Origin of the sequence: Jatrophihabitans sp. (assembly GCF_035474675.1) — a bacterium.
Lineage (GTDB): Bacteria > Actinomycetota > Actinomycetes > Mycobacteriales > Jatrophihabitantaceae > Jatrophihabitans_A.
This window is the reverse complement of the sequence record NZ_DATINC010000029.1, coordinates 119,913-136,136: the sequence shown is the minus strand read 5'-3', so window position 1 is coordinate 136,136 and position 16,224 is coordinate 119,913. Positions and strand designations below refer to the sequence as shown.

The 16,224-nt window shown below is 71.0% G+C and carries 15 protein-coding genes, 1 tRNA gene and 1 pseudogene; 6 read left to right on the top strand and 11 right to left on the bottom strand.

Going from position 1 to position 16,224, the window contains the following annotated elements; genetic code table 11:
• Both VLJ82_RS03195 and VLJ82_RS03190 read left to right on the top strand, forming a co-directional pair.
• Positions 1-469: pseudogene (locus VLJ82_RS03195) on the top strand (SGNH/GDSL hydrolase family protein); the annotation flags it as partial.
• Between the two features lie 38 nt (positions 470-507).
• Positions 508-1,737: an acetyl-CoA C-acetyltransferase gene (locus VLJ82_RS03190; protein WP_408661870.1), complete on the top strand. Its 1,230-nt coding sequence runs from the start codon at positions 508-510 to the stop codon at positions 1,735-1,737.
• 280 nt (positions 1,738-2,017) lie between these two features.
• Here the strand turns inward: VLJ82_RS03190 and VLJ82_RS03185 are convergent, their stop codons facing one another.
• The 3 genes from VLJ82_RS03185 to VLJ82_RS03175 form a co-directional block, all read right to left on the bottom strand.
• Complete coding sequence (locus VLJ82_RS03185) at positions 2,018-2,860, bottom strand: Bax inhibitor-1/YccA family protein (RefSeq protein ID WP_408661869.1); 843 nt, start codon at positions 2,858-2,860, stop codon at positions 2,018-2,020.
• 119 nt (positions 2,861-2,979) lie between these two features.
• A tRNA-Leu gene (locus VLJ82_RS03180) sits at positions 2,980-3,052 on the bottom strand.
• Between the two features lie 55 nt (positions 3,053-3,107).
• A complete protein-coding gene (locus VLJ82_RS03175; RefSeq protein ID WP_408661868.1) occupies positions 3,108-4,418 on the bottom strand; it encodes an NAD(P)/FAD-dependent oxidoreductase in 1,311 nt (436 codons plus the stop codon).
• 162 nt (positions 4,419-4,580) lie between these two features.
• Between VLJ82_RS03175 and VLJ82_RS03170 the strand changes: the two genes are divergently transcribed.
• Positions 4,581-4,922, top strand: coding sequence for a DUF4235 domain-containing protein (locus tag VLJ82_RS03170; RefSeq protein WP_408661867.1), 342 nt, complete (start codon positions 4,581-4,583; stop codon positions 4,920-4,922).
• Between the two features lie 28 nt (positions 4,923-4,950).
• On the opposite strand, the gene VLJ82_RS03165 is transcribed toward VLJ82_RS03170, so the two are convergent.
• From VLJ82_RS03165 to VLJ82_RS03140, 6 genes are all read right to left on the bottom strand, one after another.
• Positions 4,951-5,934 (bottom strand): exopolyphosphatase, encoded by a 984-nt coding sequence (locus VLJ82_RS03165; protein WP_408661866.1) that lies wholly within the window; start codon positions 5,932-5,934, stop codon positions 4,951-4,953.
• Positions 5,931-6,461, bottom strand: coding sequence for a DUF501 domain-containing protein (locus tag VLJ82_RS03160; RefSeq protein WP_408661865.1), 531 nt, complete (start codon positions 6,459-6,461; stop codon positions 5,931-5,933). Before VLJ82_RS03160 ends, VLJ82_RS03165 begins: the two co-directional genes overlap by 4 nt.
• Positions 6,458-6,946 carry an FtsB family cell division protein gene (locus VLJ82_RS03155; RefSeq protein WP_408661864.1) on the bottom strand — a complete coding sequence of 163 codons (489 nt, stop codon included), beginning with the start codon at positions 6,944-6,946 and terminating at the stop codon, positions 6,458-6,460. The genes VLJ82_RS03160 and VLJ82_RS03155 overlap by 4 nt, the downstream gene beginning before the upstream one ends.
• A 3-nt stretch (positions 6,947-6,949) precedes the next feature.
• Positions 6,950-8,236 (bottom strand): phosphopyruvate hydratase, encoded by a 1,287-nt coding sequence (gene eno / locus VLJ82_RS03150; protein ID WP_408661863.1) that lies wholly within the window; start codon positions 8,234-8,236, stop codon positions 6,950-6,952.
• Positions 8,237-8,371: 135 nt separating this feature from the next.
• Positions 8,372-9,055, bottom strand: coding sequence for a MazG family protein (locus tag VLJ82_RS03145; protein ID WP_408661862.1), 684 nt, complete (start codon positions 9,053-9,055; stop codon positions 8,372-8,374).
• Positions 9,052-9,723 (bottom strand): hypothetical protein, encoded by a 672-nt coding sequence (locus tag VLJ82_RS03140; RefSeq protein WP_408661861.1) that lies wholly within the window; start codon positions 9,721-9,723, stop codon positions 9,052-9,054. Before VLJ82_RS03140 ends, VLJ82_RS03145 begins: the two co-directional genes overlap by 4 nt.
• An 84-nt stretch (positions 9,724-9,807) precedes the next feature.
• On the opposite strand from VLJ82_RS03140, the gene VLJ82_RS03135 reads away from it, so the two are divergent.
• A complete protein-coding gene (locus VLJ82_RS03135) occupies positions 9,808-10,152 on the top strand; it encodes an MmcQ/YjbR family DNA-binding protein (protein WP_408661860.1) in 345 nt (114 codons plus the stop codon).
• Positions 10,153-10,217: 65 nt separating this feature from the next.
• Here VLJ82_RS03135 and VLJ82_RS03130 read toward each other — a convergent pair whose 3' ends face one another.
• Positions 10,218-10,811 carry a YdeI/OmpD-associated family protein gene (locus VLJ82_RS03130; protein ID WP_408661859.1) on the bottom strand — a complete coding sequence of 198 codons (594 nt, stop codon included), beginning with the start codon at positions 10,809-10,811 and terminating at the stop codon, positions 10,218-10,220.
• 162 nt (positions 10,812-10,973) lie between these two features.
• On the opposite strand from VLJ82_RS03130, the gene VLJ82_RS03125 reads away from it, so the two are divergent.
• Complete coding sequence (locus tag VLJ82_RS03125) at positions 10,974-11,693, top strand: helix-turn-helix domain-containing protein (RefSeq protein ID WP_408661858.1); 720 nt, start codon at positions 10,974-10,976, stop codon at positions 11,691-11,693.
• Between the two features lie 23 nt (positions 11,694-11,716).
• Positions 11,717-12,433 (top strand): hypothetical protein, encoded by a 717-nt coding sequence (locus tag VLJ82_RS03120; protein WP_408661857.1) that lies wholly within the window; start codon positions 11,717-11,719, stop codon positions 12,431-12,433.
• Between the two features lie 27 nt (positions 12,434-12,460).
• Here VLJ82_RS03120 and mfd read toward each other — a convergent pair whose 3' ends face one another.
• The gene (mfd, locus tag VLJ82_RS03115) at positions 12,461-16,063 is read right to left on the bottom strand and encodes a transcription-repair coupling factor (protein WP_408661856.1); all 3,603 of its coding nucleotides are present in this window, start codon (positions 16,061-16,063) and stop codon (positions 12,461-12,463) included.
• Between the last annotated feature and the right edge of the window lie 161 nt (positions 16,064-16,224).

Sequence of the window (16,224 nt, the reverse complement as noted above, 5' to 3'; positions counted from 1 at the left end):
GGCCCGCCGGCTGTCCCGGACGCTGGCCGCGGCCCAGGCGGTGGCGGTGGTGGCCGCCGGCGCCCGGGCGGTCAGCCTCGGCGACATCCTGGGGCCGGAGTTCGCCAGCAGCCGGGACTACTTCTCCGACGACCAGTTCCACCCCTCCGCGCTGGGCTACGCCCGGGCCGCCGAGGTGCTGCTGCCCTCGGCGGCCGCCGCCCTGGGGCTGAGCACGGTGTCGGAGGCGCCCGCCCCGTTCACCTCCACCCGGGCCCGGCCGGTGGCCAACGCCGCCGCGCGGGCCGCGGGCCTGCCGGGCACCGAGGTGCTGCCGGCGCAGGTGCACGGCTCCTCGACCGGCCGGCGCGGCCCGTGGGCCCGGCTGATCCGGCGCCGGACCGCACCTGCCGTGATACCGCCCACCTCCGGCGGCGAAGGCAACTTCACCCCTGCGACCATGGTGGGCAGCGACCAGCCGCCGGGCTGATCGCCCGCTGCCTCCGCCTTTCGTTAGGAGTCCCTGCCATGGCAAGCACCCCGCAGGCCGTCATCGTCGCCGCCGTCCGGTCCCCGATCGGCCGGGCGGGCAAGGGCTCGCTGGTCGAGATGCGGGCCGACGAGCTGGCCGGGCAGATGATCACCGCGGCGCTGGCCAAGGTGCCGCAGCTGGACCCGCACGACATCGACGACCTGATGCTGGGCTGCGGGCTGCCCGGCGGCGAGCAGGGGTTCAACATGGCCCGGATCGTGGCCACCCTGCTGGGCTACGACTTCCTGCCCGGCACCACAGTCACCCGGTACTGCGCGTCCTCGCTGCAGACCACCCGGATGGCGATGCACGCGATCCGGGCCGGCGAGGGCGAGGTGTTCATCTCGGCCGGTGTGGAGACCGTCTCCCGGTTCGCCAAGGGGTCCTCCGACAGCCTGCCCGACACCCGCAACCCTCGTTTCGACGATGCCCGGGCGCGGACCGCGAAGGCCGCCGAGGAGGGAGCCGAGGGCTGGCAGGACCCGCGGGAGCTCGGTGACCTGCCTGACTCCTACATCCCGATGGGGCAGACCGCGGAGAACCTGGCCCTGCTGATGGGCGTCAGCCGGGAGGAGATGGACCACTTCGGCGTGCGGTCGCAGAACCTGGCCGAGAAGTCGATCGCGGACGGTTTCTGGGCGCGCGAGATCACGCCGGTGACGCTGCCGTCCGGCCAGGTGGTCTCGACCGACGACGGGCCGCGGCCGGGGGTGACTTACGAGGCGGTCTCGCAGCTCAAGCCGGTGTTCCGGCCGGACGGCCGGGTCACCGCCGGCAACTGCTGCCCGCTCAACGACGGGGCGGCGGCGCTGGTCGTGATGAGCGACCGGAAGGCCGCCGAGCTGGGGATCACCCCGCTGGCCCGGATCGTGGCCACCGGGGTCACCGCGCTGTCGCCGGAGATCATGGGGCTCGGGCCGGTCGAGGCGTCGAAGCAGGCGCTGGCCCGGGCCGGCATGTCGGTGTCGGACATCGACCTGGTCGAGATCAACGAGGCCTTCGCCGCGCAGGTCATCCCGTCCTACCAGCAGCTGGGCGTGGACCTGGACCGGCTGAACGTCAACGGCGGCGCGATCGCGGTCGGCCACCCGTTCGGCATGACCGGCGCCCGGATCACCACCACCCTGATCAACTCGCTGCAGACGCATGACAAGCAGTTCGGGCTGGAGACGATGTGCGTCGGGGGCGGCCAGGGCATGGCGATGATCCTGGAACGGCTGTCCTGAGCCTTCCGCTCCCGCCCCCGGCACCACCCGGCTTGACCGTCTCACCCGCGGCCTTGTGCTGCCTCCTCCAGCGCAATCGTCATAAGAAATGGTTGCCATGGCATTCGTTTCTTATGACGGTCCGTGGCTCAGGCGGCAGGACGGTGCAGGGAAGCAGCGCCCGGAACGTGAGCAGTGCCCGGAACGTGGTGCGGCCCCGCCCCTCGCTTTGGCAAGGGGCGGGGCCGACTCGTGGTGCAACTACTACCGAGACACCGTTGTCCGGCTAAGTTGTTGCGTTTCAGTTATTGCGCCCGGTCAGGTAGCTGAGCAGCCGCAGGATCTCCAGGTACAGCCAGACCAGGGTCACCAGGATGCCCCAGGACAGGTACCAGCCGACCTTCTCGTCGACGCCGCGGCGTACCGACTGCTCGATCATGTCGAAGTCCACGATCAGGTTCGAGGCCGCGATCACGATGCACAGCAGGCTGAAGCCGATAGCCAGCGCGCCGCCGTCGCGCAGCCCCAGGCCGCCGTCGGTGAAAATGCTGGCGACCAGGTTGACCACCATCAGCCCGAGGACGCCCAGCGTCGAGGCGAACACGATCTTGGTGAACTTCGGGGTGACCCGGACGGCGCCGGTCTTGTAGACCACCAGCACGCCACCGGCCACCATGATCGTCCCGGTGATGGCCTGCACCACGATGCCGGGCCAGGCCCGATTGAACAGTTCGCTGATGCCGCCGAGCGCCAGGCCCTGCAGAGCCGCGTAGGTGATCGCGGTGACCGCGTTGGCCCGGCCGGTGAAGCCCATGTAGAGCCCGAGCACCAGGGCGCCGATGAAGCCGATCGCGACCACGGCACCGGCGGCGGAGTCCGGCACTACGAACCAGGCGAAGCCGGCGGCCACCAGCACGGTGGCCAGCAGCACCACCGACCGGGTGACGACGTCGTCGAGGGTCAGGTAGCGGGACGGCGCCACCGGCGGGGCCGGCTGGCCGTAGGACGGCTGGGCGTACCACTGGTTGAGCTGATCCGCCGACGGGGGCGGCGGCACGATGGGACCGTTCGGGCCGCTCGGGCCCTGCGCCACGCCGGGACGTCCGGTCTTCTCGAAACCCCGCAGGACAGGGTTACTGGCCACTTTGTTGCCTCCACCTCGTGAACCCTGTGCCGGTTCAGATACCGGCACGCGTTGCGCTTACGTCCACATCAACGTTCGACGGTGGTGAGGTAGTTCCCGACCGCAGCCGGCCCGTCGAGTACCCCCGGTCGGACTCGAACCGACACTGGGCGGATTTTAAGTCCGCTGCCTCTGCCATTGGGCTACGGGGGCCGCGCTCAGCAGGGTAGCGGCACGGCGGCGCCGACAGGCACCAGGCCGAGACAGGTCAGCGTGTGGTGCTCGCCTTCTCGAAATCGGTCCGCGGCGACTGCAGCTGCCCCAGCGAGACCACCTCGCGGGGGAAGAACAGCGCGGCGGTCCAGTCCGCCAGCACCCGCACCTTGCGGTTGAAGGTGGGCACCCGGGACAGGTGATACGTCCGGTGCAGGAACCAGGCCAGCGGGCCGCGCACCTTGATCCCGTACAGCTCGGCCACCCCGCGGTACAGCCCGAGCGAGGCCACCGAGCCGACGTAGGCGTGCTTGTAGTCCTTCAGCGGGCCACCGTTGACCGTGGCCACCAGGTTGTCGGCCAGCACCTTGGCCTGCCGGACGGCATGCTGGGCCGACGGCCCGGTCAGCGCGTTCGGGTCGCTCTTGGACAGGTCCGGCACCGCCGCGGTGTCGCCGGCCGAGAACACCCCGTCCACGCCCTTGACGGTCAGGTTGGCCCGGCAGGTCAGCCGGCCCTTGTCGTCGGTCGGCAGCCCCGACTCGGCGGCCAGCGGGTGCGCCTTCACCCCGGCGGTCCAGACCAGGGTGTCGGCCTCGAACGCCTCTCCGTCGGACAGCTCGATCCGGCCGCCCACCGCCGAGTCCAGCCGAGTGTTGAGCCGGACGTCGATGGCGCGCTCGCGGAGCCGCTTGGCGGTGTAGGCCGACAGCCCCACCGACACCTCCGGCATGATTCGGTCGGCCGCCTCGACCAGCACCCAGCGCATGTCGTCCTCGGCGATGTTCGGGTAGTACCGGCAGGCGTAGCGGGCCATATCCTCGAGCTCGGCCAGCGCCTCCACCCCGGCGTAGCCGCCGCCGACGAAGACGAAGCTCAGCGCCCGGCGCCGGGCCGGCAGGTCCTCGGTGGAGGAGGCGAAGTCCAGTCGGGACAGCACGTGGTTGCGCAGGTAGATCGCCTCGCCGATGGTCTTGAAGCCCACCCCGTGCTCGGCCAGCCCCGGGATCGGCAGCGTCCGGGCGATGGAGCCCGGCGCCACCACCAGCAGGTCGTAGTCGAGCTCGTAGGCCTCGCCGGTCTCCGGCTCCACCAGTGCGCAGCGCCGGTCGTGCGAGATCTTGCTGACCCTCCCCGTGATCACCCGGCACTTCTTGAGCACCCGGCGCAGCGGCACCACAACGTGCCGGGGCTCGACGCTGCCGGCCGCGGCTTCCGGCAGGAACGGCTGGTAGGTCATGTTCGGCTGCGGGTCGACCACCACGATCTCGGCCCGGCCCCGGGACAGCTTCCGCTGCGCCCGCAGCGCGGTGTACATGCCGACGTAGCCGCCGCCCACGATCAGGATCCGCTTGGGTCCAGCCATCTCCAGCTCACGTCCCCTCGATTGGCTCCCTCCCCAGGCTACGACCCGCGCCGACCGCGGCTGACCACTCTCGGGCACGGCTGCCACCGGCCCGGATGCCGGAGCGACCTAGACTGGCCAGAACAGCGGCGAGCAACTCCACGGGGCGAGGATGGGGAAACGATGGCTGGCGCAGCGGGCAGGTTCGCGTTCAAGCTGGTGGCGCTCGCGGTGGCGGTACCGGTCGGCAAGGCGGTCACCGCCGCCACCCAGAAGGCCTGGGAGACGGCCCGGCCGGGCCGAACACCGGTGAACCCCCGCGACGCCGACACCGACTGGAAGGACGCCCTGGTCTGGGCCTCGATCAGCGGTTTCGGGGTGGCGGTGTCGCAGCTGGCGACCACCAAGGGCGCCGACACCATCTGGCGGGCGATGACCGGCCGGCCCTCGCCCAAGCCCAAGCAGGTGAGCCAGGACGACAAGGGCCCCAAGGCGCCGAGCGTGCTGACCGCGGTCAACACCTGACGACCGTTCGGTCCGGTCCCGGCCCGGGTCAGTCGGTCAGCAGGCTCAGCGCGATGCCGTCCAGGATGTCGTGCTCGCTGGCGATCACCTGCCTGGCCCCGACGAACTCCATCACGACCCGCAGCACCAGCGCGCCGCCGCCGATCACGTCCACCCGCCCCGGGTGCATCACCGGCAGCGCCGCCCGCTCGGACCGGGGCATCGCCAGCAGCCGCTCGGTGATCTCGGCGACCCGGTCGAAGTCGACCACCGAGCCGTGGATGGCTTCGGCGTCGTAGGCTGGCAGCTCCAGCGCGATCGCGGCGATGGTGGTGACGGTGCCGGCCACTCCGACGAAGGCGGCCGCCTGCTCCACCGGCACGTCCGCGGTGGCGGCCTGCAGCGCCTGCCGGATGTCGGCCACCGCCCCCGCGACCTGGGCGGCGGTGGGCGGGTCGTCGCGTAGGTGCCGCTCGGTCATCCGGACGCAGCCGACGTCCATGCTGTGCGCGGCGAACACCGAGCTGCCGGCAGGTGGCTGAGTGAGCATCGACCGAGGAACGAGGGGGGAGCGGAGCGAAGTGGCGACCGGCGAGCCGAGCACCAGTTCGGTGGAGCCGCCGCCGATGTCGGCCACCAGCAGCGGGTCGGCCACCCCGGGCAGGCCCGCCACCGCGCCGGCGAACGACAGCTCCGCCTCGGCGAGGCCGGTGATCACCTCCGGCTCGGCGCCCAGGGTGCGCTGCACCATCGCGCGGAACTCGTCGGCGTTGTCGGCGTCCCGGGACGCCGAGGTGGCCACCATCCGGATCCGGGTGGCGCCCAGCTCGGCGATCGCCACCGCATAGTCGGCCAGCGCCTGCCGGGTGCGTTCGATCGCGGCCGGGGCCAGCCGGCCGGTCTGGTCCACTCCCTCGCCGAGCCGGACCACCCGCATCTCGCGGTGCACGTCGGACAGCCCCACCAGGCTGCCGTCGGCCACCAGCAACCGGATCGAGTTGGTGCCGCAGTCGATGGCCGCCACCCGGTTCACGACGTCGGCTCCACAGCCACCGGCGCCACGCACGGGCCGGCCAGCCACCAGTCCCCCAGCGCTGCCAGCGCCTCGTCACCCAGCGGGTTCACCCCGGGGCCGGCGGCCAGCGCGTGCGCCACCAGCACGTGCAGGCACTTCACCCGGGTAGGCATCCCGCCGGCCGAGATGCCGCTGGTCTCGGGCACCGCCCCGAGCTGCTCACGCCGGGCCAGGTAGGCCTGGTGCGCCGCCCGGTAGCCGGCGGCCAGCTCCGGGTCGCAGGAGAGCCGCTCGGTCATCTGCCGCATCAGCCCGGACGCCTCCAGGGTGGAGACCTGCGACACCGCCCGCGGGCAGGTCAGGTAGTACAGGGTCGGGAACGGGGTGCCGTCCGGCAGCCGGGGCGAGGTCTCCACCACGTCCGGGTTGCCGCACGGGCAGCGGTGCGCCACGGCCCGGATGGCCCGCGGCGGGCGGCCCAGCTGCTGCCGGACGACGGCGGCGTCCGCCGCGCTGACCGAACCGGCGGTATCCGAACCGGTCACTGCGAGGCGTCGGTGTCGCGCACGCTGGCCCACAGGACTGAGTTCCAGCTGGGCCGGTGGCCGACCTTGGCAACCTGCTCGGCGGCCACCGGGGCCGGCGGGTCGATCGGGTTGCCGTGCGCGTCCAGCACCGTGTACAGGGTGTCGCCGGGACGGATGTACTGCAGCCGCACCCGGGCCTGCCGGGCCACATAGGCCGGGTCCCGCCACAGCTCGCTCTGGTGCCGGAGCTCGGCCAGCTGGTCGTTGAGCTGCTGTTGCTGGCGTTCGGAGGCCGCCACCGAGGCGCGCCGGCTCAGGTAGGTCTGGAACGGCGAGGCCAGCACCACCACCAGGAACAGCACCATCGCCGCCACCATCATCCGGCGGCCGGTCAGCGTGGGCGCGTGCAGCCAGCCGGGTCGCCGGCCGCTGCCGGGCGCCCGGCGACCTGCCGAGAACCGTCCCGGCTGCCCGGCCACCCTGGTGCGCGTCCCACCGGCCATCGGCTAGCTGCCCGCCCGGTGGTAGCGCGGGAAGGCGGCCGCGCCGGCGTAGCGCGCCGCGTCGTCGAGTTCCTCCTCGATGCGCAACAGCTGGTTGTACTTGGCCACCCGCTCCGAGCGGGCCGGTGCGCCGGTCTTGATCTGGCCACAGTTGGTGGCCACCGCCAGGTCGGCGATGGTGGTGTCCTCGGTCTCGCCGGAACGGTGGCTCATCATGCAGCGGTAGCCGGAGCGGTGCGCCAGGTCCACCGCGTCCAGGGTCTCGGTGAGCGAGCCGATCTGGTTGACCTTGACCAGCAGCGCGTTGGCGGCGCCGCTGGAGATGCCGCGGGCCAGCCGCTGCGGATTGGTGACGAACAGGTCGTCGCCCACGATCTGAATGACGTCGTCGAGCTGGGAGGTCAGCGCGATCCAGCCGTCCCAGTCCTCCTCCGACATCGGGTCCTCGATCGAGACGATCGGGTAGTTGGCGACCAGCTCGGTGTAGTAGCCCACCATCTGCTCGGCCGTCTTCGGGCTGCCCTCGAACTGGTAGGCGCCGTCGGAGTAGAACTCGGTCGCGGCCACGTCCATCGCGAAGACGATGTCACTGCCCAGCTTGAGGCCTGCCTGCTCCACCGCCTGGGAGATCACGTCCAGCGCGGTCCGGTTGGACTGCAGGCTGGGCGCGAAGCCGCCCTCGTCGCCGAGGCCGGTGGACAGGCCCTGTGATTTGAGAACAGCCTTCAGCGCGTGATAAACCTCGGCCCCTTGACGAAGAGCCTCCGCGAAGGTGGCCGCCCCGACCGGGGCGATCATGAACTCCTGGACGTCGACGTTGGAGTCGGCGTGCGCGCCGCCGTTGAGGATGTTGAGCATCGGCACCGGCAGCAGGTGCGCGTTCGGCCCGCCGAGGTAGCGGAACAGCGGCAGGTTGGCCGACGCCGCGGCGGCCTTGGCGACCGCCAGCGAGACGCCCAGCACCGCGTTGGCACCGAACTTGGACTTGTCGGGAGTGCCGTCCAGGTCGATCAGGGCGGCGTCGACCAGGCGCTGCTCGCTGGCCTCGAAGCCGAGCAGCTCCGGGCCGATGTCGTCCAGCACCGCGGCCACCGCCTTGCGCACCCCCTTGCCGCCGTAGCGGGAGTCGCCGTCGCGCAGCTCCACCGCCTCGAAGGCGCCGGTGGACGCACCGGAGGGCACCGCCGCCCGGGCCAGGGTGCCGTCGTCGAGGGCGACCTCGACCTCGACGGTCGGGTTGCCGCGCGAGTCCAGGATTTCCCGGGCGCCTACCGCCTCGATGCTGGCCACTGCTGTCCGTCCTCTCGACGTGCCTCCGGTGCCGGGTCCACACCTGCTGACCCGGCCGGAGCACCGGTTCCGGCCTGCGCCGCGCCGGCAGGCCCGGGTATGAGCCTATCGGGCGGCCCTGACGATCCGGTGCAGCTACTCGCCCGTCGGGCCGCTGAGCTCCCGCGCCCGGACGGCCTCCCGGTAGTCCCGGGCGCTCTGCCGCAGGGCATGCTCGGGGTCGACGCCGGCGCGCACCGCGTCGGCGACCACGGCCAGCAGCCGCTCACCGATCCCGTCGCCGGCCGGCAGCGCGACCTGCAGGCCGGCCCGGGAGGACCGGCTGACCAGCTTGGTCGCCAGCGCCAGCGCCGGCTGGCCCATCGCGATACCGTCGGTCACCGACTCGCGGCGCTTCTCGGCCTTCTTGATCGCGTCCCAGCTGGTCTGCTGGCCATCGGCGGTCAGCCCGCTGGGCGCGTCCGGTGCCTGGTCGAAGACGTGCGGATGCCGGCGGACCAGCTTGGCGACCAGGTCGGCGGCCACGTCGTCGATGCCGAACCGCTGGCCGGCGGGAGCCTCCTCGGCCAGCCGGGCGTGGAAGAGCACCTGCAGCAGCAGGTCGCCGAGCTCCTCGCGCAGCGCCACCAGGTCGGAGGTCTCGATCGCTTCGAGGGTCTCGTAGGCCTCTTCGAGCAGGTACGGGGCCAGCGAGGTGTGGGTCTGCTCGGCGTCCCACGGGCAGCCGCCGGGTGAGCGGAGCCGGTCCATCACCTGCGCCGCCCGGATCAGCTGCGCGCCCGCCTCAGCCGCTTCGCCCGGGGTGCCGGCGGCGGTCACTGCTGGGTCGGCTGGGCGTCACCGGGCAGCGCCGTGTCGACCGACAGCACCGACGGCAGCTGCTTCGAGCTCAGGCCCTGCAGCGAGAGGCTGCGCTCGTCCCAGCTGCCGTAGCGGGGGTTGAGCGACACTTTGTTCTTGATCTTGGCCAGCGCGTCGTCAATCTGCTTGTCGGTGGTCAGCTTGGCGCGCAGCAGGTTGAGCAGTTCGCGGTTGCGCAGCAGCACCGGTTCGAACCGGGCCGACAGGCCGGCCTTGGTGATCTGGTCGGTCAGCTCGGCCTCGGTGGTGCCGGTGAGCGCGGCGGCCCTGCCGGCCTCCAGCTGGGCGTCGGTCACCGGCGAGCCGGACGCGGCCAGCAGCAGCGGGAACACCTGGTTGCGCACCAGGTACTGCAGGACGAAGGTCTTGGCCGGGGTGCTGCTGGAACCGTCCCCGGCCTCGATCGGCTTGGCGTTGGCCGGCAGGTAGCGGGACAGCTCCTTCTCGGTGATCCGGTGGCCGTCGACCACGGCGGCGGTGCCGGCCTTGGAGTCGCAGCCCACCAGGCCCAGGCAGCCCAGCAGCAGGACCGGCAGCACGGCGAGCGGACGGAGCCTTGCCGATCGGGTCTTCACGTCTTCGCTCTCCGAGTTCGTCGAGGTATGCCGGGGCTGGGCCTCTGCCATTTTCGCACGGCTCCTGATCTCGTTGCCGTGGGTGTGGCGGCGAGCCGGCTGTGCTACACCTGCACCCGATGGACGGGGGTCGCGATGGACAGTGACGGCGCACTGCGCTATGCCCTAGGCAAGCTCGGTGCCTGGCCGGACAGCCCGTGGGGCGAGGACCACCGGGTGGCCAAGGTGGGCAGCAAGATCTTCCTGTTCCCTGGCACGGTGGACGGCCGCAGCACCATCACGGTGAAGAACACCGAGGCCGCGGTGGACGAGCTCAAGCAGCGCTATCCGGAGCTGGCCCGGGCGGCGCGCTACCTGGACAAGCGGCTGTGGGTGCAACTCGCCATCGACTCGGTGCCGGACGACGAGGTCTGCGAGCTGATCGACGACTCCTACGACCAGGTGGTGGCCAAGCTGCCCAAGTCCGAGCGGCCCGGCTGAGGCGCTTCTCCGGTGTGCGATACCCAGCGGTCGTTCTGGCCACCGCTGGGTATTCCACAGAGGGCTCAGGGTCGCTGCCGCTTCTGCGGATGGAGGGTCTCGCCGCGCTCGAGCATGGCGACGAACTCCGCGATCCGCCTGGCCCGGGTCTCCGGCCGCTTGAGCTGACCCACCCGGTAGGTGATGGCGTAGCGGTTCTGCGAGGTGAGCACGTCCCACATCGCCTGCGCCTGCTGGTTGCCGGCCAGCGCCTCGGCGAGGTCGGGCGGAACCTCGGCTGCCGCGGCCCCGGCGTAGGCGGCCTCCCACCGGCCATCGGCCTTGGCGGCGTCCACCGCGGCCTGCCCGGCCGGCATGATCCGTCCCTCGGCGCTCAACCGGGCGATGTGCTCGACGTTGCGCTTGGACCAGGCGCTGCGGGATCGGCGCGGGGTGAACCGCTGCCGGGTGCTGCCCTCGTCGCGGCGGGCGACCTGGCCATCGATCCAGCCGTAGCACAGCGCCTCGTCCAGCGCTGCCGGGTAGTCCAGCGCGGTGACCTGGCCGCCTTTCTTGGTCAACACCAGCCAGACGCCGGGAGAGCTGGCGTGGTTGTCGGCCAGCCAGGCCCGCCAGGCGGCGGCGTCCGGCACCAGCAGCTCGGGCAGCTCATTCGCCATTCCTCCCGTGCTCCAATCGCCGGGTGCAGCGGTCGACGTGATCGGAAACTATCCCAACGTGCTGCTGCGGCGTATTGGGAAACCACTTTCAGTCCGACATCTGGCAGCTTGAGGGGATCCAAATCTGTTACATAAATCTTTCCATATCGCTAGGATTATGGCATGTCCAGGATGTCGGTGCCGGAAGCGGCTGCGGAGCTCGGGGTTTCCGTCGCGCGCGTCCGCCAGCGGATCGAGGACGGTTCGCTGGTAGCGGAGAAGGTAGGCGGTCGCTGGCTCGTCGACCTTGCCTCGGCCGGATCTGTTGATCGGCTACAGCGAGGTCGACCGGTTCATCCGGAATCCGTGTGGTACTCGTTGTTTGCATTGAGGCTCGCAGCGCCAGACGACCAAGCGCGGAGCGACCTGCTGTCGCCGGACCTGATGGCAAAGGCGGAGAAGATCAGTCCGGCATCCCGCCGCCGAGCCGTCGCCCGCTTGTCAGCAGCGTTGGCCCATAAGGACCACGAGGCCGTCCTGTCGTGGCTTCGCAATCGGGGTGAGCGCCGTGTCTACAAAGCAGCAGTAGCAGACCTGCCGCCGCTGCTCGGCGACAGCCGCCTGCTGCCCTCCGGACTCAGTCATCCTGATTCAGGTATGAGCGATCCCCGAATAGCCGAGGGCTACGTCGCCAGCGCAGACATCGATGCGGTTGTTGAGAATCACTGGCTAGAACGACCATCAGTCGACGAAAGGCCGAACGTGTTCGTGCACGTGGTGCCCGCTCTCCCCTCGCGAATCGGGTCGTTGTTGCTGGCGGCGGACTTGGCTGAGCATGAGGGGCCGAGGGAACGCCGGCGCGCCCTTGAGCTGCTCGACCTTGCTATTGGCACGAGGATCTGACAGCGATGGTTCTCATGCCTGCAATGGACCCCGCACAGGAAGCTGCCTGGCACAGCCTGCTCGATCTCTATGAGCTGGAGCCCAGTGGCTGGGCACTGATCGGCGGACAGCTCGTCCACCTACTCTGCGCGGAGCGCGGGTATTCGCCACAGCGCCCTACCGATGATGCAGACGCCGTCGTCGACGCTCGGGTGCCAGGCGTGCTCGGTGCGGTCACGTCGGCATTGCAGGATCTGGGCTTCGAACCACAGCCGAGCAGCGATGGAATTCAGCACCGTTGGAAACGCGGAAAGGCCGTCCTCGACGTCCTGATTCCAGAAGGAACCGGCGCTCGAACGGAGGCGCGCCGGAGCGCCAGCGGGTTTCCGACCGTTGCAGCTCCGGGCGGAACCCAGGCGTTGGCTCGCTCTGAGGTGGTAGCAGTCGACGTCGGCGATCGCTCCGGCCATGTTCCGCGCCCGATGCTCCTCAGCGCCATGATCTTGAAGGCTGCGGCACGAACGGAAACGACCGGAACGGGGCTCGACCGGCACTGCCACGACTTCGCAGCACTTGCCTCGGTGCTGGCCGCATCTGACATCGCGCGTATCCAGTTGACCAGGAAGGACCGTCAACGACTCGGCAGGATGATCGAGGTGACGCGGTCGACTCTGCCGGCGCTACAAGAAAACCCGGAGGCTGCCCGGCGGCTACTACGGCTCGAGCATGCCCTGGATGATCCGTTCGTCCACCGTCGGTAAGACAGGCACGGGCCGGGACGATCCGGCTCAGTTCGACAGCACCGCCTGCAGCACCGGGCCGAGGATGGTCTCCAGCAGCTGCGCGCACCAGGCCAGCAGCGGCTGGTCGCGCAACGGCTCGCCGCCGAACTTCGCTTCGGCCCAGCTGCCGTCCGGCTTCACCACGCCCTTGGGACGGGCCGCCGCCATCGTCGACACCGCCGGCTTGTAGACGGCCTTGTCGTACGTGCGCTGCAGCCGCACTTGAGCCGACTCCGGCAGCAGCACCGGCGAGAACCGCACCGACTGGCCCTGCAACGACACCTCGGTGATGCCGAACTTGCGGCACACCACCTTGAACCGGGCTACCGCCAGCAGGTTCTCCACTTCGATCGGCAGCGGCCCGAACCGGTCCAGCAGTTCCAGGCGGACCGCGTCCACGGCCTCGTCGGTGGCCGCCGCCGCCAGCGACCGGTAGGCCTCCAGCCGCAGCCGCTCGCCGGGCAGGTAGTCCTGCGGGAGGTTGGCGTTGACCGGCAGGTCGACCTTGACCTCGCTGAACTGCTCCTGCACGTCGCCGCGGAACTCCGCGACCGCCTCGCCGACCAGCCGGACGTAGAGGTCGAAGCCCACCCCGGCGATGTGTCCGGACTGCTCGCCACCCAGCAGGTTGCCGGCGCCGCGGATCTCCAGGTCCTTCATGGCGACCTGCATGCCGGCGCCGAGCTCGGTGTGCTGGGCGATGGTGGCCAGCCGGTCGTGCGCGAGCTCGGTGAGCGGCTTCTCCGGCGGGTAGAGGAAGTAGGCGTACCCGCGCTCGCGGGCCCGGCCCACCCGGCCGCGCATCTGGTGCAGCTGGGACAGCCCGAAGGTGTCGGCCCGATCCACGATCAGGGTGTTGGCGTTGGGGATGTCCAGGCCGGACTCGACGATGGTGGTGGAGACCAGCACGTCGAAGTCGTTCTGCCAGAAGCCGACCATGATCTTCTCCAGCGCGTCCTGGCCCATCTGGCCGTGCGCCACCGCGATGCGTGCCTCGGGAACGAGCTCGGCGAGTTTCGACGCGGTCCGGTTGATCGACTCCACCCGGTTGTGGATGAAGAACACCTGGCCGTCGCGCAGCAGCTCGCGCCGGATCGCCGCAGAGATCTGGCGCGGGTCGTAGGCCCCGACGAAGGTCAGGATCGGGTGCCGCTCCTCCGGCGGGGTGAGGATGGTGGTCATCTCCCGGATGCCGGTCAGCGACATCTCCAGGGTGCGCGGGATCGGCGTCGCGGACATGGTGAGCACGTCCACCGCGGTGCGCAGCGACTTCAGGTACTCCTTGTGCTCGACCCCGAAGCGCTGCTCCTCGTCGACCACCACCAGCCCCAGGTCCTTGAACCGGACGGTCTGCTGCAGCAACCGGTGGGTGCCGATCACGATGTCGACGCTGCCGTCGGCGATGCCGGCCAGGATGTCGTCGACGTCGCCGGCGTGGGTGAACCGGGACAGCTCCTTGATGGTGACCGGGAACTGGTTCATCCGTCCGATGAAGGTCTGCAGGTGCTGGTGGGCCAGCAGCGTGGTGGGCACCAGCACCGCCACCTGCTTGCCGTCCTGCACCGCCTTGAACGCCGCCCGGACCGCCACCTCGGTCTTGCCGTAACCGACGTCGCCGCAGATCACCCGGTCCATCGGCAGCGCCTTCTCCATGTCGGCCTTGACCTCGTTGATCGCGGCGAACTGGTCGGGCGTCTCGACGTAGGGGAAGGCGTCCTCCAGCTCGCGCTGCCACGGGGTGTCCGGGCCGAAGGCGTGGCCACGGGTGGCCATCCGGGCCGAGTACAGCCGGATCAGCTCGGCGGCGATCTCCTTGACCGCCTTGCGCGCCCGGCCCTTGGTCTTGGCCCAGTCCGCGCCGCCCAGCCGGGACAGCGTCGGCGCCTCGCCGCCGACGTACTTGGTGACCTGGTCGAGTGAGTCGGTCGGCACGTACAACCGGTCGCCCGGCTGGCCCTTCTTGGCCGGGGCGTACTCGATGATCAGGTACTCCCGCTCGCCGCCGTTGACGGTGCGCCGCACCATCTCGACGTAGCGCCCCACCCCGTGCTGCTCGTGCACCACGTAGTCGCCTGAGGCCAGCTGGATCGGGTCGATGGCGTTGCGCCGCCGGGACGGCATCCGGGACTTGTCCAGCGCGGTCACGCCGCGCTGGCCGGTCAGGTCGGACTCGCTGAGGACGGCCAGCTTCAGCTCGGCCGAGCTCAGGCCGGCCTCCAGGAAGCCGGTGGTGACGGTGACCACGCCGGCCTCGAGCTTGTCGATGCCGGGCACCATCCGAGCCGCGACGCCGGCGCCGTGCAACCGTTCCAGGGCCCGCTCGGCGGTGCCGTGGCCGTCGAAGACCAGCGCCAGCCGCCAGCCGTCCCGGGCCCACCGGTCCAGGTCGCCGAGCAGCGCTTCGGTGTCGCCGCGGTAGGTCGGCGCGGCCTCGAAGGAGGAGTCGACGGCGGCCACCGTGGTGAAGTCCGTGCCGGCCTCGGCGACCAGCTCGTTGTCGGTGCTGAACGGCGACAGCGACCACCACGGCATGCCGAGTTCCTCGGCTGCCTCGCGGACCTCGCCCAGCGAGCGCAGCGACGCCGCTGCCAGATCCACCGGCGCCTTGCCGCCGCCGGCCGCGGCCGCCCAGGACGCGGCCAGGAACTCCTCCGAGGTGGCCACCAGATCGGCGGCCCGGGCCCGCACCCGCTCTGGGTCGCAGACCAGTACGGAGGTGTCGGCCGGGAACTCCGCCAGTACCAGCCGCAACTCCTCGACCAGCACCGGGGCGAGCGACTCCATGCCTTCGACCGCGTTGCCCAGGCTGATCGGCTCGAGCAGCTCGCCCAGTTCCGGGTGCTGGTCGAGCAGCGCCGCCGCCCGGGCCCGCACGTCGGGGGTGAGCATCAGCTCCCGGCACGGCGGCGCCCACACCCCGCCGGACGCGACCTCCAGCGAGCGCTGGTCGGCGACCTTGAAGTACCGGATCTCCTCGACCTCGTCGCCCCAGAACTCCACCCGCAGCGGGTGTTCCTCGGTCGGCGGGAAGACGTCGAGGATGCCGCCCCGGACGGCGAACTCGCCACGCTTCTCGACCAGTTCGGTACGCGCGTAGCCGGCCGCGACCAGCGCCTGGACGATCTCTTCCAGCTCGCGGCCGGAGTCGCCGACCGAGATGCTGACCGGCTCCAGGTCGCCGAGGTCGGGAACCTGCGGCTGCAGGATGGACCGGACCGGGGCGACCACCACGCTCAGCCGGCCGGTGCTGGGATCGCTCGGGTCCGGATGGCGCAACCGGCGCAGCACCGCCAGCCGGCGGCCGATGGTGTCGGCGCGGGGCGAGAGCCGCTCGTGCGGCAGGGTTTCCCAGCCGGGGTAGAGCGCCACCTCGTCCGGCGGCAGCAGGCACTGCAGGCTGGCCTGCAGGTCCTCGGCCTCCCGGCCGGTGCTGGTCACCGCAAGTACGGTCCGGCCGGCCCGTCCGGCGAGGGTGGCGATCGCCAGCGGGCCGAGCGCGGCCGGTCCGGACAGCGCGAGCGGCCGGGTGCCGGGCCGGCCGGCGGCGGAGACCACAGTGGCCAGGACTGGGTCGTCGAGAGCGGCATCGATCAGTCCCGCCAAGCTCATGCATCGAGCTTACGTGGCGGCACCGACAGCCCTCCACCACACCGGTGGCCCCCACGCGGGCCGCGCTGCACGGGCCTGTGGACAGCTGCTGGAGGCAGGGCCACCGAAGAGAGGGCGGCGCACGTCACAAACGCAGGCCGAAACGAGTAATGTCAAACGCT